This window comes from Microbulbifer sp., assembly GCF_051659245.1.
In the GTDB taxonomy this organism is placed as follows: domain Bacteria; phylum Pseudomonadota; class Gammaproteobacteria; order Pseudomonadales; family Cellvibrionaceae; genus Microbulbifer.
The window spans coordinates 1-22533 of the sequence record NZ_JBOFOC010000121.1; the positions used below are offsets into that span (position 1 = coordinate 1).

General features: G+C 59.5%; 6 protein-coding genes. All 6 read right to left on the reverse strand.

What is annotated here, in order from left to right; genetic code table 11:
• Positions 1 to 469 (reverse strand): CinA family protein (locus ACRC0P_RS12840; protein ID WP_438631514.1); only part of this gene is annotated, 469 nt, incomplete at its 3' end.
• 166 nt (positions 470 to 635) lie between these two features.
• Positions 636 to 19691 carry a CARDB domain-containing protein gene (locus tag ACRC0P_RS12845; RefSeq protein ID WP_438631516.1) on the reverse strand — a complete coding sequence of 6352 codons (19056 nt, stop codon included), beginning with the start codon at positions 19689 to 19691 and terminating at the stop codon, positions 636 to 638.
• 197 nt (positions 19692 to 19888) lie between these two features.
• Positions 19889 to 20281: a hypothetical protein gene (locus ACRC0P_RS12850; protein WP_438631518.1), complete on the reverse strand. Its 393-nt coding sequence runs from the start codon at positions 20279 to 20281 to the stop codon at positions 19889 to 19891.
• A gap of 577 nt (positions 20282 to 20858) precedes the next feature.
• Complete coding sequence (locus ACRC0P_RS12855; protein WP_438631520.1) at positions 20859 to 21266, reverse strand: hypothetical protein; 408 nt, start codon at positions 21264 to 21266, stop codon at positions 20859 to 20861.
• Between the two features lie 306 nt (positions 21267 to 21572).
• On the reverse strand, positions 21573 to 22058 hold the full coding sequence (locus ACRC0P_RS12860; protein WP_438631522.1) for a hypothetical protein: 486 nt from the start codon (positions 22056 to 22058) through the stop codon (positions 21573 to 21575).
• Positions 22059 to 22130: 72 nt separating this feature from the next.
• A complete protein-coding gene (locus tag ACRC0P_RS12865) occupies positions 22131 to 22346 on the reverse strand; it encodes a hypothetical protein (protein WP_438631524.1) in 216 nt (71 codons plus the stop codon).
• Positions 22347 to 22533: the final 187 nt, after the last annotated feature.

Below are 22533 nucleotides of genomic sequence, written 5' to 3' on the forward strand. Positions count from 1 at the left end.
CGGCCACCGTCTGCGCCTGGACCGCCGCGCGGTCTCCCTCGAAATGGAAACACTGCGCCCGGATGGTCACCGGCTCCTGCCCCGCGGATGTGGCCCAGGCGATCCACACCGTGCCCACCGGCTTCTCCGCGGTACCGCCATCCGGGCCGGCAATGCCGCTCACCGCCACAGCGATATTGGCATCCATGGCCGCCAGCGCGCCGCTGGCCATCTGCCGCGCCACCTGCTCGCTCACCGCGCCAAAACTTTCCAGGTCCTCCTCCGCCACACCCAGCCAGTCGCGCTTGATGCGGTTGGCGTAGCTGACCAGCGAACCCTCGAACCAGTTGGATGCGCCGGGCACCGAGGTGATGGCCGCGGCGATACCGCCGCCGGTGCAGGATTCCGCCGCGGTGGCGTGCCAGTTGCGCTTGTGCAGTTCTTCGCCGAGAGATTGCGCCAGTTGGAAAATCTCCAGGGTCTCAGCCATTGGTTTATTCTCTGCCAGTTTAGTCGCCAGAATAACCCCATATATTAAGCAAGATAATTGACAGCTCGGGGCGCTTTGCCCGCCACGGCGTAGGCTGCTGCGAATCTGCCCTTCGCCAAACATGAGCGATTTTTTACAGCCATTTACAGCGCCTGCCAGATCAAACTCAATTCACACCCCAGAAACCCGGAGCCTCTCCCGAATCGCCGTCACGGTACCATTGCCAGGGATGTCCCGGAGGCCTTGGGCCAGCCGCGTTTGGCAGACGGGCCCAGGCGGCCTGATAAACCTTCAGCAATTCCCCGATCCGTCGATCCAGTTCTTCACTTTCCAGAATGTCCGCTATCGCAATTGCGCCCAGAAGCCAATGCATAGCCCTTTCAGCGTCGCTCTTTTCTCGCAGCTCGACACTCAACGCCATTTTGACTTTAGCAATCGCTATATTTCTGAAGAAGTGCTGGAACCCACGAACATCGAGCGCTTCCAGGTAGTGGATCAGCGCGTTACCGAGTTCGGCGGAGGATTGGTACACCTCGAACTCAAGCCCCGCTGTATCGCTTGGAGGCAGGCTGAAGTCACTGCCAGCTATTGCACGACCATTAAGCTGGTATTTCCCTGCGTCACTCGTCAGACCGACAAAGCCAGAGAAGTGGGTCTGACTGGAATCCTCCAAGTAACGCAACCACCGGGCAGTCTCGCCGAAAATCTCTCCATCGTTTCCGATATCAGTCCAGAGTCCATCACCGACCAGGTCCACTTCAAGGGCAAGGTGCATAGGCGGCGAAACCTCGGAGAGTGTCCACTTGGACTCCGCAATTCCGCCAGGCACCAAAGATGCCTTGGCCGGCATCGTATATTCAACCGCCTCGCCGATGAACGCCTTCATCACATCCTCCGGCAAGGCCGCGGGATTGAAGGGTACCAGTGCCACTTTCCCCTCAGCGTACTGGTTGAAGATGACTCCCGGTACCGACTTGCACTTCCCGCCGGCTACACAGCCGTACTTGAGGCGGCCTCTCCCGCCCCCTTTGAGCGGCACATATTGCAGGGCTTTTGTATAGGACGGGCTCCAGTTGCCAGACAGAGTACCGAAATCGCCATCCAGCTCCAGGGCGTCCACCTCATCCAGCGAACCTTTGAGGCGCCCTCCAAACAACTTGCTCCAGCGTTTCACAAAACCCGGATGTGTCGAAACAACGGTAAGCCCGGTGCCCGCAGCCACTGCACCACGCACTTCCAGGTAGACCTCTCCGTTCAAGATCAAGCCAAGTCCCAACTCCACATGCGGGGCCCCCACGAGAATGCTGCCGAACTGCTGGCCTCTCAACTGCGCACGGAACTCCTCCACGTTACGCACTACCAGGTAATCGAAACCGGCCTCCTCAAGAGCGGCCCCCACCAGCGTATTCAGGGCTTCGGTATCGTGACCATAGTGGGCATAGAACGGATCGTGCCCGTGGTGCTCCCCCCACAAACAGGAAGGATGTTTATGGATATCCCTCTCCGGAAGCCAGACCAGCACCCGCTTGCCGGTGACCAATTGGGCAGTGAGGGAAAGTTCTGCCGCCGGCGCATAGGTCACAGTGTAATCCATCGAGTCACTACGGTTGCCGGCATTGTCCTCTGCCCAAAGGCTGAAGGTGTTGGCGCCGCTAGTGAGCGGGACGTCGGCAAACTCGAATACCCCCTGGTCGTCCGCATGGGTCACCCGAACCTGTGTGCCATCACTGAGTGACACCAGGCTTTCCGCCTCCGCGGTACCACGGAGCGTCACCAGGTCGGTGTCCACCGTGGCACCACTCGCCGGCTCAACAACCAGTGGCACCGCCGGCGGAGTCAGGTCGAGCGTGAACTGCCAGGAGGCCTGGCTCAGGTTACCGGCCAGATCCACCGCGGTGGCCTCGAGCAGGTAGCTGCCCTCCTCGGCAACCGCACTGCCCGACTCAAACGGCTGGCCATTCAGGCTGAGATCCAGCGTCGTCTCCCCCGCATCGGTGACCGTCACAACCGGTGCGACCGCGGTATTGTAGGAAGCCCCATCGGTAATGCCCTCGACGAAGATCTGCGCCGGAGTGGTATCGACCTGGAACAGGACGATCCGACTGGCAAAGTTGTCAGCCTGGTCCCGCCCGGTGATCTCCAACAGGTACTCGCCATCGGCCTCTACCGGGGAACCGGAGGTGAAGCTTGCGCCGTTCAACATCAGGCTCGACTCCACCAGGTGCAGATCAGTTACCTGTACCTCGGGGGAGACCGCCGCGTTGTACACCACCCCGTCGTCCACACCGCTTACCGCAATGCTCGGGGGGGTATTATCGATGGAGAAGGTCGCACTGAGCGCGTCGCTGAGGTTGCCCAGCCCGTCCGCGGCCCTGCCCTGCAGGCTGTAGTCGCCATCCGGCAGCCCAGCCAAGGGCGCCAGGTACTCGCTGGCCAATGTCTCGCTCTTGTCGAATTCTTTCCAGTCCCCGTCATTCAGGCTGGCTTCCACCAGTTCGACGCCGGAAACACTGTCAGTCGCACGCAAGCGCACATGGTTCGCCACCCCTTTCACAACCGCGCCCTCCGCCGGGTAAACCAGGGAGACTTCCGGCGGTTCGCCGTCGACAATCTCCACGGAACCGCGAGCCAGTTCGGCACTGTAAGTCACGCCCTCATAGACAAACGTGGCTTTCAGCACAACCTGGTAGCTGCCAATGGACTGGTCGCCCGAGAGGCTGGCCTGGTTACTGATCACGGAGCCGCTGTCCACGTTGAACACCGCCGTGGCCGTATCGGCGACACCGCCATCTGTGACGTTGGTCATTTCCACCAAAATGCTGGTGGCCGGGGCACCGCTATTGGAGGCATTGCGGACGGTGTAGCTCACTTCAATCGCATCCCCCTGGGGCAAGCTAGCCACGGGCAGTTCCAGCACACCCTCCAGTACCGGCGCCGCCGCCCGCACGGTGAACCGGGTTTGCGCCTGAGATACCACTGCAGCTCCTTCCATCAAGGCAAGAGCCGCGGTGTAGGTACCGGCGGGCGCCCCATCCACAGCCCAGTCCACACCGGATACAGACTGCCCCGCCGGCATGATCTCGCCCACCTCGCGCTCGCTGGTAAACACCTGCGCCCCCGTGGAATCGGTCACAGAGACCCGCAGCCGGCCGCCGCCAAACACCTGGTTGGAACCGGCATTCCGCAGTACCGAGGTCAGCCGTACGGATTCATCCGGCCGGTAGCTGCTCGCCCCGCTGGAGATTCCAGAGACTATCTCCGTGTCCGGGAGAATCCCGAACGCCACCTCATCGGTAATCTCCGTGCCGCCAGCCGGCAACAGTGACGCCACCAGCTTGTAGTCGCCGGCCCAGGTGCTGCCGGTATCCCAGACCCAATCCTGCTCAACGGCGCCGCCAAACGGCAGGCCGTCCAGGGACTCGAAATACAGGGTTGAAACCGGATACCCCTGCGCATCCACCACGGACAGCTTCAGCTCTCCCGACAGCACCGGGCCGCCGTTCACCAGCTTGAGCTGACCACTGATGCCGGTATCGGCACTGAATTGGTAGGGTGCCGACTGGGAGCCATAGAGCTCCAGGGCCAGCAGCGGCCCCGCCTGCCCGATAACGTCCACCGTGGCCAGGGAGGTGTTATTGAGCTCGGAGGCTTCCTCAACCAGCAGGTCCGGGTCCACTGTCGCAATAACCTGGTAGCTCCCCGTGTTCCGGGGCTGCCAGTTGAGAGAGTAATCAACGGCGGTACCAACCGGCAGCGGCGCAATCGCCACATCACCGATCTCCTCAAAGACGCCGTCCTCGAAGACGGCTACGACCTGGACGGAAGTTCCCAGCGTGCCGGCTTCTCCTTCATTGCCCACAGTCAGGTTGACAGAAGTGCTGTTGCCTTCATTCAGGATCGTCGGTGACGGCGTCAGGCTCACCACCAGGTCCCCCAACCTTCTGCCCTTGCGGTTGACCACCAGCGTCTCGCTGTCGGTCGACAGGTTACCGGTCGCATCCATGGCAAATGCCGTGAACAGGTTTTCCCCCAGCTGTAGCGGCTGCGAACTGAAGTGGAAGGAACCCGTCTCCGGAAGCAGGGAGGCGTAGGGGTAGCTGGTACACAAGGCACCTATACTGGTCCAATAACAATCCTCGTTAAACTCGACCATCTCACCGCTATCGATATCCAGGAGATAATTCTGCTGCCGACTACCATCATAGGTCGCTAAAGTGGCTCTCCCCGCGTCGAGCGATAGTCCCAATGGATATACATTAGCAAACTCCGGCATCAACTCCGTTAGAGAGCTGTCCTCGATATTCACGAGGAATGTATCTGTCGAGCCCGTGTCGATATTGGTCGACTCGACCAGCGCGTGCTTGTCATTGCTCCCCATGTAAACCCGCGCGGACCGGGATTCGGGAATACCCGCGATAAAGCGGTTTTCGCCGGATTCCACCTCGTAGGAATACAAACTCCAGCGTTCGGTCACGCTATCGGGGTCCTCGTATGTGTAGAGGATCCTCTCGCCACTGACAGCGACCGCCAAAGAGTCATCACCAAGCAGCGGCAGGGGTTCCAGTGAAAAATCATCCAGGTATAGCAACAAGTACTTGTTTGCAGCAAAGACAGAGGTTTCCAGTACCAGTGCGTTCAGCCGCGGGATATAACCCCTGATATCAATCAAGTCGGAGAGTTCTCCCTGTGTAACCCTGGTGACGGTGTCGGCCTGCAAGTCGTACCGATACAGTGCCCCGCTAAAGTAATCGCGTATCAATATACCACCCGGCAACAGGATAAATTCGTCAGTATCGGGATTACCGATTTCGCCGACAATCTCTTCCCCATCGAGCACGGGATTACCGATTTCGTCGCCAATCTCACCCCCATCGAGCACGGGATTACCGATTTTGCTGGAAATCTCTTCCCCATCGAGCATTCGCCACACGCCATTGGCATACAGGAAATATCCAGCCTCAGAGTTAATGTCCTGCCCAGCCATCAAGATCGAGCCATCGAACCCGGTCACGACACTATAGATTTCCTCGAAAGCTATTTGAGAATACTCCTCCAAGGCACTTGCCGGGCTTTCGGAAATCACTTCCCCGTCCTTCATCAGGAATACGTTGGCGCCGGGCTCCGCGGTTCCCGAGACACCGACTGCCGAACCACGCAGGGTATGGCTGAGCGACGGATCCGGCATCAGGATGTGGGTATCCCCGATCTGCGTATCCAGGGATGTCACGCTGACCTCCTCCGAAGCCAGGCCCTGATTACCCAGGGAATCAACCGCCTTTACTACATAGAAGTAGGTCGTCCCGGACTGTACATCCCGGTCCAGGTAATCCTGCTCCGGCGTAGTTGTCACTTCACTGTAACCCGTGCCGGATTCCAGCGAGCGGAACAGTGTATAGCTGGCCGGCGTAGTCCCGGGTGCGGGCTGCCATGACAGCGAGATATTACCTGTTGTCTCATCATTGACCGCCCGAAGGGAAACCGGGGCGCCCAGCGGGGATACATTGACGACCACGTCCACAGCATTGGAAGCCGCACCCACATTGCCCGCGGTATCCACGGGGAATACGCGGTAACGGTAGGTCCCGTTTGCCAGATCCGGGTCGGTGTAAGCCAGGGAAGTGCCGGAGGCAGAGGCGACCTGCACATCGTTGCGCTCGACGGTATAGGCGTTCACATCTGCGGACACACTCGCAGTCCAACTCAGCTGCACTGAGCTCTCCTGGCCCACGCCGCTCAGTACCACCGGCTCCGGTGCGGTAAAGTCGCCCATTGTGATTTCCGCCGGATCGGACAGGGGACCTTCCAGGCCCCAGGTATTCACCGCCGATACCTGGTACGCATACTCGCCTCGGGATACTTCCGGGTCGGATTGCTGCGCGCCGGCTACCACCGGAATCGCCGTGATATCGATATCCTCCAGGCGGATCCGGCCAAAGGCGTCAAAACCCCGCGGCTTCCTGAACTCGATCTTGAGCCGGTCTGTCAGGTATGGACGCTCCAGCACCAACTGATTTACAGGTTCTTCCGAGGTGTTTTGCGCGGTATATAACAAGGTCCAGTCGGCCCCATCCCAACCATAGAGTGCATAGTCGGACGACTGCTCGAAGGGGGAGAACCAGCGCACATCGACCTGGGTGAACAGGTGGCGTTCATCAAACCCGAGTTCAAGTGTGACCGGCAACTCCGTTGGCCGCCATTGAGAATAATTGTCGTTGACGGCCCGGGTGGGCGCGAATGAGGTGTAATAATTGTTGGGTTCGGCTGTAACAGCGGCAACGAATGGCTCATAGGTATCGTCGACAGCGGCACCATCCCTGAACAGGCGGTATCCGAAAATTTCCTCCCCGACATCATTTTCCAGCCAGCTGACGTCCACCCCGTCAGAAGAACTCTCAACGGCCTCCACACCATTCACCGCCGACGGAAGCGGGGCCTTATAGATCCGGCGACTCACCGGCTTGCCGCGGTTGCCCTCGCTGGACACTACGGTAAAGCGAAGCTGGTTTTCCCCGCTCGCGAGAGCAAAGTCGGGAATATCCACTGTGCCGGCGTCCCCGGTCGGGATATTGGTGGCCGATACCCAGGTGCCGCCGTCAAACCGTTCCAGCGTCAGGTCGTGGCCCGGCAGGGTTTCCACATGGAAAGCCACGCTGGCCTCCGAGGTGGGTGTCCAGGGAGTATTGACCACCGGGGTAAAGACCGTTGCCGAGGCTTCGGGACTCGGGTCGGCCTCGTTGCCTGCCATGTCTACGGCCACAATATGGTAGCGGTAGCTGTTGTCCGCCACGCCCTGGTCCAGGTAGGTAACACCACTCACCGGCGTGGCAGTCAGCAGCATTGGGCTGCTGCTGTTCTCAAGTGAACGGTAAATGTGGTAACCAGCCAGGTCCTCGGCTTCAACTGCCGGCCATTCCAGCGAGACAGTGCCGCCGTCCACGGACAGGTCCAGGCTCGCCACTGCCGGAGGAGCCATCAGGTCAGCCTTGGAAACCGCGATCATTGCCGGATCCGGATCCGTATTATTGGCGGTATCCGTAGCGACCGCCCTCAGTTCATAAGCACCGTAAGCAAGCGCCGAGGTATCCCAACTTATTGTGAAGGGCTCGCGGGAATCGGCCCCCGCCAGTAACCACTGAGTGTCACCGCTGGCCCGGTACTCGAAGCGCACATTGGCTACATCGTTGGCATTTACTTCCGCGGTCAGTTCCGTCGCAAACTCGAAACTCGAGCCGACTGCGGGTGAGACGATCACCGCCTGGGGCGCTCCGGTGTCGACGCTGACCTCGGCCGGCTCGGAGGGCTCGCTGATATTGCCCGCCGTATCAATCGCATAGACGGAATACACGTAGGTTCCGTCCACCAGATCATTGTCCGCCGCCGAATTCTCCATCCGGGCGTAGGGCAACAAGGCGTCCAGCGTGATATCGGAGGCTCCCAGCAGTTGCTCACCACGGAAAACCAGATAGCCCGCCAGGTCATCGACACCGGCCAGCGCATCCCAGGTAAGGCTCACATCGCTTCCGCTCAATGTGCCCTGCAGGTTCTGCGGCGCGGGCGGGGCCAGGTTATCCGGAAATACTCTCACGGACACACTGCCCACATTGTCGTAAGTGTCCTCTGCCTCCAGACGGATGGTGTAACCCGCCGGGTCCTTAAGGGAAAGCGTATCCCACTGGGCCAGTTCCTCAGCGCTGAGGGACAACGAGGATTCCACCAGCAAAGTGGCATTACCCTGGGCGTCCTCCACGTAGACCCGGTAGGCCCGGAAGTCTGTTGCGCTGTGGGCGGTACCGCGGATATTCACCAGCCCGGATACCACACTGTCAGCCGCCGGCGATGCAATCCACACATCCGGCGGGGTCAGGTCGAGCACCAGGTCGAGCGCATTCGAAGGCTGGCTGGCATTGCCCGCCTGGTCAACGGCAACCACATAGTACTGATATTCCCCTTCCGGCAGGTTTTCGTCCTGGAAACTGGTCGCTTCCAGTGGCTGGGGCGTTATCGCCTGGCCATTGCGGTAAACCAGGTAACCGGCCAGATCGTCCGCGGTTACCGCGGACCAGGTGAGATCGCCCCGCTGCGCCTCCTTGTCGAGGTTCACCTCCTCGAGCACCGGGGAATCCGGCGGCGTCGTATCCAGTTCGAATGGCACCAGCACCCGGTTGCGGTTGCCGGCCTTGTCCACTGCCGAAAGTTTCAGGGTATAGGGGCCATCCTGCGGCGGGCTGGCCCACTCTCCCAGGAAACCGCCGCTAATATTGCCCGCGCCCACAGACTGAATCTGGAAGCGGGGATCATCGCTGTCGCTGACGGATCCCGCCGCTATCGCCAATTCATACTGCTTCAGGTGAGAATCCGCCACCGTACCGGTAAAACCAGCTTCAGTTGTCAGGTAACCTCCGTCCCGGGGCTGGATGACAGAGACTTCCGGCGGAGTGTTGTCGACGACAATGTCGACTCCAGTTGAAGTCTCGTGGCCCGCAAAATCGACAGCCACCAATGCAAGGCGATACTCGCCATCGGGGGCCTCCGTACTCACCCATGCGCCCAGCTCGCCTTCCACCGCGGATTCTCCCTGGGACAGGCTGGCGCTACCGCCGCTCGCACCCACCAGTTGGAGGGTGTAGGACTTCAGATAGTCATCAGTGGCCGCACCGTTTACCTGGAGGCTGCCGCTGACAAAATTCCCCGACACCAGGTCATCGATACGCGCCACAGGAGGCGTGCTATCGATAACCAGCTGTATCTCCTGCCGCGTCCGATTGCCGGCCTTATCGGTCACGGCGATACCAAGTTGGTACTCGCCATCGTCGACAAACGGGCCGGAACCGGTATCCAGCAGTGTACCGGAGACTACCGGCACAGCACCGGTAGCCACCACCTGACCAACAGCGCTGGGGCCATCGGTCACGGTAAATGCGTAGTTTTCCAGGTGGGTATCGTTGACCGTTCCCACCAGGCTCTCCCCGCCCATAACCCAGGCCGTGCCGCCTTCAGTATTGTCCGGCAGGAGTGTCGGCAAAGTATTATCCAGCGCCAGGGAAACCTGCTCTTCCTGCCGCAAGCCGGACACCAGTTGGCTCTCCACCGCCAGCACGATCTCATAGGTTCCATCCGGCTGTACCGTGTTGGCAAGACGACCGTCCCACTGAATACGGTGAATACCAGCCTCATACGCGACGGCCTCCACAATCGGAGTATCGCCCACGGTGGCAGTCGCCAGCACCGGCTGTTCGAACCGCACATGTATACCACTGGTGTCCTTGACTCCATCTCCATTGGGGGAGAAGAAAGGCTCAATCACCTCGAGTTCGGAAATCAGGTCCGTGCGCTCGGGCACCGTGAAGGTTTCCTGGGCGACGGACTGGTGGCCCACGATATCGGTCACCAATACCCGCAACTCCAGCTCACCGGCCAAGCCATAGGTGTTCCAGTCACTGGCCAGTACAGCATCGCTCACCGGCGCTCTTCCGGAAGCAATTTCCAGGTAGCCGGCGTCGCCGGACCGCCGGTATTCCACACGGTAGCCGGCCAGGTGACGATCACTGGCGCTGCCCAGCACATCGACCAGCAGGCCGATGGGCGTACCGGAGACGGGGTAAGTCAGTGAAGCCAGCGGGGCGGTGTTGTCGATCTCTACCAGGTGTTCGGCAACGCGGCTGTTGCCACAGGCATCGGTCACCTGCAGGCGCAACAGGTAGATGCCATCTGCAAGCGGGTTGCCACCGTCATCGCGGCCATCAAATTCCAGGATGGTCTCTCCCTCGAGCGCCGCCAACCCGGATACCGGGGTAGCCGTCAGCTCGCCGAGCGAGAGTCCCTCGATGTTTTCCGGGTCCGGTTGCGTGGTGTAAACGGACAGCGTCGCCTCAACCGCCTCTTCCACGGCGAAAGAGGTCCGGATCAAGGAGAACTCATTGCCCAGCAGGGGGGCGAATACAGGCACTCGCGAATAGCCGGTGCCGCTGTAAACGTAACTTCCGGCACCTGGAGCTCCACCGCCGACCTGTGAAGTGAAACCCGTTACGTCGGCATCCACATCGATTTCCACGGAACGACAGGCACGGATACCGCTCCAGTCATGGGCGGAATAGTGGAATTCCAGGGTACCGCTATGGCGGGTCGGGAGTACGCCCAGCGAGCCGAGCGCGACGTATTCACCGCTCGACGGGAAACGCACCGGCGACTTGCCGGCATATTGCGACGGCCAGCTGACATCGACCGCACAATCCTGGCCGGTTACCGAACCACCCGAAGAGCCCGCGCAGGTAAAGGCAGACTGCGGTGTTCCATCGGCACCGGAGCGGATATAGCCGGGAACAAATCCGCTCGTAAACGTGCCCGGCTCCTCTGTTCCTACCAATTCCGCGGCGGCAGTCCCGTAATAAACCATGGGGGAATCACCGCGGATCCTGCCGGACACGGGCACGACATTCGCGGTCTCGTCTTCCAGCGGCAGGTGCACGGCACAAACCTGGTCGCCGGCGCCGGGGGACTCAATCTGGATCTCCGGCGCGGTCTTGTCGATAAATGCGGCCAGGCGCTTTTTATAGTCACGACCCAGGGTATCCACAAACTCGACCAGGAACTCTTCCTTGCCGGCGGCAAAATCCGTGGTGTCCAGGGCAAAGTCGTATTCACCGCCAAATACCGGTTCGTTGACGTTGTACAGCACATCGGTCCACTCGCCAGTGGATTGGTCCCGGCGGGCAAGGGTCAGCGTTACCAAATCCACTTCACTGAGCAGCGCGGCGGCTCCCGGGGTCGGGGCCTCGCTTGCCCCTGCGGCCTTCATGCGGAACAACAGGCGATTGGGCGAAGCCGTGTCGCATTGTTCGGACAACTCGGGCAGCACACTGGCACGGACCTCCACACAGGGGACCTCCAGGTTGACGGAAACTTCGGTCAACAGTTCACCGGATTCATCCTCGGCCGTTTCCGGGTTGTCCGCGCGATAGAATCTGGCTCTGAGCGAGTAACTCTGGCATTCCTGCAGGATGGAGGCATCCAGCGCATAGGCGAAACCGGCAACGCCACCATCAAACTTGTACCTGAGCGCCGTATGCCCGGTAATGTCGGCTCGGGCAATGGCGAATTCCGGCAGGTCTTCACTGCTACCGGTCAACTCGACCCGGCCAATCTCTCCCGGCAGTGCAGTCGCCACCACCACCACGTACTTGTCATACTCCGCGGGCACTACACGCTCCGACACATGCACAGCGCCACCGTCATACTTCTCGCGAGCGAGGATATCCTCGGGGCCCGGCGCGGCCTGCGCGAAAAAATCCACCTCCGGCAGCAGGTCCGGGTTGTCGGGGGCAACAATGACTTCCCGGATACCGAAAATATCCGAGACCGCACTCAGGGCTACCGGATTGGAGACAAATTCATTGCCATCGATGCCGCGAACTCGGACCGAAAGGCGGAAGTGTTCCCCGTCACCCAGTTCAGCGTTGGCCGGGTCCCAAACCAGGTAGCTGCTACCTCGGGAAAGCTCGTCCAGGGAGGAGGGGTCCGCGTATTCGAAGCAGATAGACTCGGTGCTGCACCCGACGGCACGTCTCAATACCGCCCGGATGGGCGTCACGATGGTCGGCTCGCCCAACAGTTTCCCGTCGCCGTCGGTTTCATCCAGCAGGACATCGACGGAAGCCACCGGCGATTCCAGGGTGGAGGACAGCTCGATCAGGGTCGGTGCCAGGTCGGGCAGGTTGGCAGACAGGCGCGCATCCAGTCCGGTGTCCAGGTATGGAATGGATATACCGGCAATTTCCCGCAAAGTGCCCAGTGGCGCATCGCGGAAATTCACATTCTCCAACTGGGCTCCGGTGATATACAGCTGGTGCCTCTTCAACCCGGCGGGCACGGTAAGGGTACTGCGGTTGCCGGCGTAGTCCGCCACGACGAACCGGTAGTCCCCGCCCTGGAGTTCCCCGAGCGAACGCTTCTGCTGCCCCCGCCCCGGCAAGACTACCGTGGCCTCGTCATAGCCTTCCGACACCGGAAGCTCCGACCAGTTGGCCTCCCCGAGACGCCGGTACTCGAGACCGAAAGACTCGATACCGTAGGCATCATCCAGGGCCGCACCGATCTTCCGATCCAGCTCAACCCGGCAAATATCCGCCGTGGCACTGGCGAAATTGGGGATACAGGAATCCTCTCCGTCAACCAGCTCCGGTTTCGGCACCAACAGGGAATTCACCCGGGAATCGATAACCGGAGGTGTCACATCCAGAATCACCTGATACTCGTACTTCTGGACCTTTAAGGTGTACTCCCCTTCCGGTACCAGCTGCCCCGCATCGCTGCGGCCATCCCAGAGGATCACCTCATCGGCGCCGATATCGGAATAGGAATTCTCAAACTGCCGGACTACATTGCGCTCGGAATCCAGCACTTCCACCAACAGGTTGACCGGCTCCGCCACGGTAAAATGCAGTGCGGCCGTATCCTGGACCCCGTCACCATTGGGCGAGAAGTACGCCGGCTGGCGATACACATTGCGAATACTGGCCGACTCGGACACCGCGATGGAGCGAATCTCCCGGCGTACGTTGCCCGCCAGGTCCTTGACGGTCAGGCGAATATTGTAACGCCCGAGGCCAGGCGCCACCCAGGTAGTGAACTTGCCATCAATTACCGGCTCACCGGCGGCGGGCACTATCTGCCGCCAGTTGTCCGGAGCGGCCTCGGTGGAGTACTCGAGCGTATAGCTGGCAAAGTTCTTGTCCATCGCCGAACCGCGCAAGATCACGCCCCCCTCGGAAATGGAGCGTACGGCGAAGAGGTCCGCGGTACCATTCAGCAATGAACGAAACTGCTTGAACCCGTAGCTTTCCCCATCGGCGCAGCGGTTGTCGAATTGGTCCTGATACATAGCCAGGAACTTGCCGGTATTGGTGAGCGTGGGAGCCTGACTCCCCCCACGGTAACCGCGGTCCTCATAAATAAATTTACTGGCAGCCGGCTGATCAAAACTGATCAAATTAATGCCGTCCAAGGCATCGGGGTGGTAGCCCCCCAGAAGCACCTCCCGTGCGCCCGGCAGCCATTCCAGGGTGGTGTGCAGCGAATCCCGGTACCAATAATAGTCGGTACTCCACAGGAAGACCGGGGTCTCCCCGTCAAAGTAGTAGCCGCTGTCGTTGGTCCGCAGGCCGAGCCGGCCAAGGAAAGTCAGGTAATCTTCATAATCGTTCCCGGCCGCCGATCCGAAGGCATGCACCCGGTACTGGATCACCTCACCGACAGACTTGCCAATTTCGCTCAGTGGTATCTCGAATTCATAGTAGTGATGCTCCCAGGGCGCATTACTGGTCTGGACAAAACTGACCGCGCCCCAGGTATCGTCGTGGCCATTGAGCGTAAATGTTCTCCAACCACTGTCCGTCAGTATTTCGACGCTGGCCCAGTCGTCCACGCCGTCCGTGGTATCGACGGTAAAGTCCACCGCTACTTTCAGGTGTTTGTGGTCGGAACCGATATAGCCGTAGACGTTTTCATCCGGATGCCCGGTATCGGGTTTTGTCAAGGTGACGAACGCCGGGCTGCCGAGATCATCGCCGGTATTCATTATTCCATCTACCGCGATATTGGCCCCACCACCCAGAAGAAATTCGTAGTAGCCGCTCTTGTCGGGATATGAGAAATGCACCAGGGGCAACTTCGATGGCGAAGACTCCCGCGCGGAGAAAACCAGGTTCCGCGGCTCTGCGTCCGATCCTACATTCCAGGTAAATTCCACCGTCTGGTTCCAGACGTCCGCCCAGCGGTTATCGCTTGCGGCCACCAGTTCCGCCAACTCGCGGCCGGTCTGCTGAGAGACGGCCGATTCCGGGGCAAGGAGCCGGCCACCGACTTCGAGGGCCGCCAGTTCTATCTGGGCTTCCTCATGGCCAAGCTGCTGGATTTTTACTTTTACCTGTCCATTGGCGTCGACGCGGGCCTCCGATATCGGAAGCCGTACCGTTTCCAGTGCCGATCCCAGGTGCACCTCCTCGATCTTGGTCCAGCTTTCGCCGTCCCAGACCGAGATGTGGAACGAGCGCAGCCTTCCACTATCACCATAATAAGGGAAAGGCAGTGGCGCTGCCCGGGCCTGGAGCCGCACCTCGGCGGTCTGCAGGTCCACGGTGTAAAGGCCGCCGATATCGGAGAAATCCTCCCCGGAGATATCGAAGTAGGCGTCCATCGGGTGGACGCCCGGCCCGCTGAAATAGCCCGACAGCATGTATCTGGCATGATCCTCGAACAGCACCGCGAACTCGCTGCCGTCGGGATTCCACGTCACACCGCGGAAAATACCCCAGTATTTGTGATCGAATTCGCTGCGCAGAAACTGTTCGTAATCATTGGTGGCTTGGGCCGGCAACGGATACTCCTGCACCAGATTGCCGTCTTTGTCGAGTAACTGCACACCGCGCTCAACGTGTTGAGCCAGCGCCAGCCGGTTACCCTCCGGTGACCAGGCCACCACCGCGGCCTCTCCCAGCCCGGAGATGGTGTTGGCGTCAACGTCAATCAGGTAGGCTTGCGGGCGCGATTGCTGATAAAAATCGGAAAACCTTCTGTTTTCATAATTTCCCCTGAAATGCGCCAACACGCGGTCGCCGGTCTTGTTCACATCCAGCCGCAAGGTGTCGGAACGAGATTGGTCCGGAATCACCCCCACCAGTTCACTGGTGTATGGAGTGTTAGTCAGGTCAAGCGAGTAAACTTCATAATCGTTTTCGGACCAGCGAGTGCCATCGGTAACCACATAGACAATGCGCTCCCCGCCCTTGGTAAAAACGGCATCACCGATATAACGGGTCCTGGACCCGTCCGTCAGCTCCTGCATCCGCTCCACATCCAATCCAACGGTGTTGACCAGCCAGAACTGGGGATTAATGCGTTCCCTACCCGGGTGATTGTCATTGGTGGAAATCAGCAGGCGCTGCCCATCGGGTGACGGTGTCAACTTGGTTATTTTTCGCGTATCGAGATCTCCGTAGGGGAGTATCCGCTCGACCTGGGTCCCGTCCCGGAGGGCACGATAAACGCCGGAGGGGTGCTTGACCTTTTCATTGGTGGTATAGGTCTGGCCGTCATCCTCGTAAGGGTCCAGGTAAGTGGCAAAATAGATATACTGGTCATCCGGACTGTAGGCGAGCAGGTCCCGGTAGCCCGAGCCGATCGCCTGATCGCTGCTGCTCCCACTCTCGCGATATTCAGGTTGCAGGACCTTGCCAATCCGGCAGGTCAAGTTCCGCTCCAGCCCATAGGGTGTGCCAATCGCCTCCGACAGTGAAGAGCGGTTGGTGTCCACCACCACGGATGCCTGGCCGAGAACATCACCTGTCTCGCCCCGCACGACGAAGCGGAAGTTGCCGTCCGAGGCCACTGAACCACCCTGGCGTCGACCGTCCCAACGCACGCTGCCGGCACTGACCGGGCTGGCAAAATCCTCTTCCCAACGCCGGGCTACACGGTCGTACTTGTCCAACAGCTCCACGGAAACCCGCCGGGCCTCCGGCAGGTTGAAATAGAATTCCGTGGTGTCCTGCGACCCGTCCCCCTCCGGGGACAGGTATTTCTCGGACACATAGAAATTCCCGTCCTGGATCGCTACCTGCCGCGTGGCCTCGTTATTCGCGGTACTGGATTCGCGGATACTGTTGGCCGGATCGATCACCACTCGCAGATCCTGGCGTCCCTGCTGGTCGAAGACCACCGGAATACTGGCAACGGCGGAGCTATTGCCGGCCACCTGAACCAAGGTGGCGTCGCCTACCCGGACACCCTCCTTGTAGAGCTCCACCAGGACATTCTCTGCTGCCTGATTACCCTGGTTCACCACGGAAATATTGACACTGACGGTATCGTTTAGCTTGGGAAATACCGGGTCCAGTGCAATATTGGAACCGCTCACCGCCAGATCCGGCAGGCTCTCCACCGGCAGCTTCTCGAAGGCTCGGTTATCGGACAGGTCCAATTCGGCGATATTGCCCTGCGGATCCACCACCACGTGGATCACGCGGTCTGCATTGCCGGGAATTTCTGACCACAGGAATTCAACAGGCACACTTTCCCCGCTTGTTACCTGAGGAAGAATTTCTGTGCCCAGCAATACGCCGGAAGCATCCGGGTCGCCATCGTAGAAGGCGACTTCCACAGAAGTTGCGTCTTCGGTACCGGTATTGCGAACAGCGGTACTAATGGAAACACCCGCACCCTCAAAGGCGGGACTGCTACTGAATTGGATATCCTTGTAACTGGTCACCAGATTGGTGCCCTGCTGAATGCCGGTATTGAATGAAAACGATGCGCTGTTGTTGTCTTCATCCAGTTCGGGGACATCGTTGGCGGGGTCGATTTCCACCACCAGGTCCAGGGCACCGATGGTGTCCACCCGCCATGGGATGGTCTGTACCGCGGTCTGCCCGGCTTCGATGGCGACGGTACTGGTATAGATTTCCTGTACCCCACTACCGGTGTTTACCAGGTAGCGCACGTTAACGGAGGGAGAATCCTGGGTGCCGCGGTTGCGGATGCCCACGGAGAATTCCGCATCGGTATTGATAAACGGGCTGGCCGGGGAAACGGCGATATCCTCGGCGAATACCGCCAGGTCCAGCGCCGGCTCGGTGGATACCGAAACCACCGCCTGGTTATTGCCCTTATCCTGCTCAACAAATTCGTTTGCCGGGTCGACCACCAGGGTATAGGCCTGGGTGCCCGGAGCGCTGATGGAGCCCACCAGATTGACCGCCGCGGTACTGCGGCCATCGACAGCCAGTTGCTGGCTGTCCTGCAATTCGCCGGAGCCGGCGTCACCGCGCCAGAGCTCCACGGTCACACTGGCCGCAGCCTCGCTGCCCACGTTGCGCAGTACCGCGGAGACCGCCACAGAGTTCGGCAGCAGTTGGGTGGTCGTCGGGGTTACCGCCAGGGCCCGGGCATCCAGCTCCAGCTCGACGCCGTCCACCGGCGCCTGCACCACGACGGACACACTGCCGGTATTGTCATTCTCATTGCGTTCAGCCAGGACAGAAGTGGAATCCACCACCAGGTAGATATCGTGCAGCCCGCCATCGACGCTGCTCGCATCAGTGGTATCCCAGTAAGCGCTGACTTCCCGGGAGGATTTTGGCGAGCTGGCCCCGAGCGGAATCGCATCACCGATCGGAACACCTCCGTTTTCCGGATCGCCGTCATAGAACTGTGCCGAGACCGGCCCCGCCTCCAATACAGAGTCGTTGCGCACAACCGCACGCAATTCCGCCAGTTCGCCGTCCCGCGGAGTGGCCGGATTGACCGCTACCTGATCCACCAGCAGGTTGGTGGCTTCCAATTGGCGGAAAGCCCGTGCAGCCATGGCCGAGGCGTAGATGCTGCCGCCCCAGTTGCCGGCTTCGGACTGACGGTCGGCCAGATACTGCCGGGCCAGCGGCTGGTTGTAGGCCTGTTGCAGGTCCAACAGGCCCGCAATGCGAATGACTTCCGCGGTCAGGTGAATCTCACTGCTGCCGGTACCAAAACCGCCATCCGCATTCTGGCGTGCGACCAGCCACTGCCCCGCCTGCCGTGCCTGGACATCCGCCGGGTTTACCGCCAGCAGGGTATCCGCTACCGACAGGGTGGTGGCCAGGTCCGGCGCGCCACCGGCGACCGCGGGCCAGCCGCCTTCGGGCAACTGTGCGGACTTCAGGTAATTCACCGCCTGGACAACCCCCTCCATGTCGCCGTGGCGCAACAGCGCGCGCACCGACAGCGCCGAGTCCAGCGGATCACTGCTGAGCCCCGGCTTGAGCGGCCAGCCGCCATCCGGCCGCTGCGCGGACTTCAACTGCTCCAGCAAGGCCGTTGCATCCGCACCCGCATCCGCAACCAATAGCACCCGCGCGATGGAGTCGGTGTCGGCCACCGGCTGCGCCAGCAGCCATTCCATCGCCAACTGCCGGTCGTAGCTGCGCCCCAGGTTTTCCAGGGTCTCGATTACCGCCGTGGTATCCCGCAGGCGCGTGGAAGTCTTGTCGGCCCAGAAACCCTGGGCATCCTGCTGGCTGGTGAGCCACTCGACACCGGCCTGTACGTTGCCGCCGTCCTGGCGGCCGGTCACATCACTGGAGCCCACCTCCTCGACGGAGCCAACCTCCGCATCCTTGCCCTGCGGAAAAATATTGGCGATACCGCGCCCGCCGGTCAGGATGGCAAAGCGCTCGGCGTAGGCCTTGCGCACCTCGCCGATGCGCGCCACATCGATATCCCGTGCCTCTTCCTGGGCATCGACCAGGTAAATAAAGGCAAAATTAAAGGTTTTCTGTGCATCGGCCACCGCCGGAACCCGCGGGCCCTCCGCGGCAATCACGTCCTGGATGGAGAAGTCCTCCCGGGTACCGGTAACGGTGACACCCGGGCGGGAAAGGTCGAAGCGGGAGAACTCAGTCCCTTCCTGCGGCTGGATCACATAAAAACCCGGCACCTCTTCCGGCGTGTTAAAGCCCATCAGGTAGAGGTCCAGCGGACTGAAAAAGCGCTGGGCGGCAACGGCGGTAAAGGTGCCATCGCCATTGTCGCGCCAACGGTGGCCGTACTCGACCGAAGCGCGGGAATCAAGGAAGAAGTTCCAGTGGGAACCGTCCTTGCCCAGCAGGATATCGCTGGGCGCCTGCCCCTCTTTCTGAACCTCCACCTGAGCGGCCCAGTTGTGCAGGGTTTCGTGGGCCAGCACCGTAAGAACGTTGTCGAATGCCGGCTCCAGCGGACTCAACTCGTAGCGGCTGGCGGCTGCCATATCGATATAGCCACGCAGTCGGCCATCACTACCGTAAGACTGGCTGAGATCGAACTGCGGCTTACCGATCCCCTGCACGTCGTTGCGGGCACCGATATGGAACGCCAGCGCATCGCCGGTATCGTATTCGAACGAGGAAAACACTACGATAAAATCGTAGATATCCGGATGGTGTTCATAGAACTCCTGTGCGATCACTGCGCGTGCGGCCTGGTTCAGGGAGCCGTCGGCGAGATTCAGATCCAGGTTGCCGCTGAAGCGCATTACCGAGATGCCGTCGCGGTCCTCCACGAATTCGGCCAGGTAGGCCCCCTGGGGAATCTCAAACGGCTCGCCGCCGCCGGAGGCGCCGGCGAGGCCCTGCGAACTCCAGCACAGGCTCAATGTCGCCAGGGCCGCACCGGCAACCTTGTTACCGCGGCTAACCCACTTAGCAAACCCGAACATAATTTCCCCTAATGGTAATGCGCAAACTGCTTTCAATTCTTTTGTTTCTTGTGTCCTGCCCCACATCGGGTACAGGCGCCCCTACCTCATTCCCGCGACTCCGCCAGCCTTTGAAGCGCAACAGGCCCCCAACCGCGGGCTCACGCCTACAGGCATAGGCGGGCAAAACGGGGACTGGGTAGGGATTCCCTGCCGACCTACTGTTTCGGCACCGGAGCGCCCTCGCCGATCAGGCTCTCGGTCAGGCCCGGCACCAATGCGGTTGCCGAGGGCCGGGAGGAAAGCCGCTGGATCCGCGAGGCCTCGCCCTCCCGGGATACATACACCCACAGCAAGTCACCGGCCTTCCCGGCACTGCCCTGCTCCTGCAGCACCAACCGGTTGCCGAGGATTTGTCGCACGGTGTAGCGGCCCTCTACCAGGGAATCCCCCGGGGCTACCAGGCGAACCTTCTCCTGAGGCAGCTTGATCACTGCCTTCTTATCTGCCACCGCCGTGGTGATCACCCTGATGCCCTGCAGCAACTGGCGGTCTTCGGCCAGCGTCGACGTGCAGAACAGGAGTGCTATAAGTAGTAGGATTTTTCTCATTGGTCTTAATCCGCAAAAATAAACGGTCTCTGTGTTGTCAATTTCCTGCTGAGTGTTGTCAGCAATTCTGTCAAAACAGGTAAAAGTCAGGATTGAATGGCACACATCTCCCCCATAGGAGCCAGCCCTGCTGGCGAAACTGATTCTACCGATAGCACCGTCACAATCGCCTGTAGGGCAGGCTCCCACAGCGCAGGTTTCCCGGCTGGCTGCTGGAGGTTTACTGTTCTCCGACATCCCGGTTCCCCGGCTTTGGCCGTCGGCGGGGCCAAGATTCATGAACCTGTTTTCCAGGAAAACGCCGACTCTAATGAGCCCGGATTCAGCTGCCTCAGGACAATCTAGTCGTGGTTGTTTTCATTGTTTTTTCAATCGAGTTCGAGCCTAATACCGCTACCTTAAGCATTGTTTCGGTCGTAGGATGGGCAAAGGAGCGTAGCGACATGCCCATCTTCCGGGACCTTGGTGGGCACGCTACGCTTTGCCCATCCTACAAATATTCCGATTTTCGGCTTAAGGTAGCGGCATTAAATTCCGGCCCTATCGATACTATCGATCGCTGGCGAGCTCCTTGCGTTTACTGCTCTTGTTCGCCATTAAGCCAAAGCCCTCTTCTAGAGCTTCCACTACCTCTACGAACAAAACCATAACCAACTAATTCGCACATATAGACAAAGAAAGTCCCTGCATATTTATCTGTTGCCACCTCATAAAAATCAATATAACTATCAGGGTCCACTTTTTCGAGAACTTTTATCAAACTCTCTAAGCCATAAACTTCCAAGTCACTCTCTTCAGCAAAAGCAGCTCTAGATCTAGAGCGATTTATGGCATAAGAAACCAAATATCTTTCCAGGCTAGTAGCTCTCTCTTCAAAAGAAGTTGAAGCAAGGATCTGCTCAGCAAAAGCACAATCAAGATCCACTGAACATTCATGCTTAGCTGCAGACAGCCTGCCTTTCAGGTATTCAAGGTTTATCGTCATCTAGTCTACCTCTCTTACCTTCACATCTTCCCTTACCTTCACATATTCCCTTACCTTCACATATTCCCTTACACCGGTTTTTAGCCTCTCCACCTCACCCCAGTCATTGATGTGCGCCCATCCCCCCCCATGCATCTCCATCTGTGGGAGCGCCTACCGGAACCTCAACAACCCCGAGCCTTGCATGACCCCGAGCCTTGCAGGATCGCTCCCGCCTGCCCGATACTTGCTATCCGATGGCTGGCCTACCTTGCCGGAGTGGGACTTTCACCCACTGGAATTATCGACCTTGCTCGGCCGCACACCCTATCGATCCTTTCTGGTAGATAATGAATGCCCTCTTCCTTGTTCAATCACAAATTGGCAAGGATCGCTTAAGGGAAAGCACCAGACAGTTCCAATTGTAGATTCAGCGCAGACACAGCCTTCTTTGAAGCTGACGCACTTAAATAGATTTGAGCAATTGAACGCAGCTAACCATGCCAGCTTTTGTGTCTCGGCGTGAACTACGGCAACAAATCCATCAGACCCAAAATCACCTTCGCCACACACGGCCTCAAAAGCCTCATCATTTGAAACTGTTTTTCCCAATATCGCACCGTCGCTCCATGAAAGTTGCCCTTGAGATTTGAGAGTTTCGACTGCGGTCATCCCATCAAGCTCAACTTGAAAGCTAGGAGGCGGCCCCCAATTGACGGACACAGTCACTAATTGAATGAAACCATCGGGAAATATTACCCCGCTAACGTTGGGATATTCTTGATGATCCAAAAAATCGGCTATCTCAGTCATTGTGGTACACTCGGTTGAGTTGAAAGCCCTCCTGAGGGCACAGCCCCACCAGCATCTAGATTTCGCCGATTATTAAATCGTTTCCTTGATGCCGCCGAGGTAGTCGTGGATTTCATCCAGGCGGTTTAATGCATCGTAGACATAGGTGGTGCTGCTGCCCCTGGGCTTCTCCTCGCCGGTGCGGTTGCCGTTCAGGTCGTAGCTGTAGCGGGTGGTCTCGTTCTCGCCGTTGGTGAGGCTTTCGAGCCGGTCTCGCTTGTCGTGGCTGACGATGTTGGCCGAAGTCAAAAAAACGAACGGTCTGGCGGGCGCCGGGCACAGGGCTTACGCGATTGCGCGCAGTGGCCGCTCCGAACGCGCCGCCAGCCGTTCAATCCTAACTTTTACCTGTTTGTTAAAAAACGACTCCGCAGGCTGGCTGCTGGAGGTTTACTGTTCTCCGACACCCCGGTTCCGGGTTATGGCCGTCGGGCAG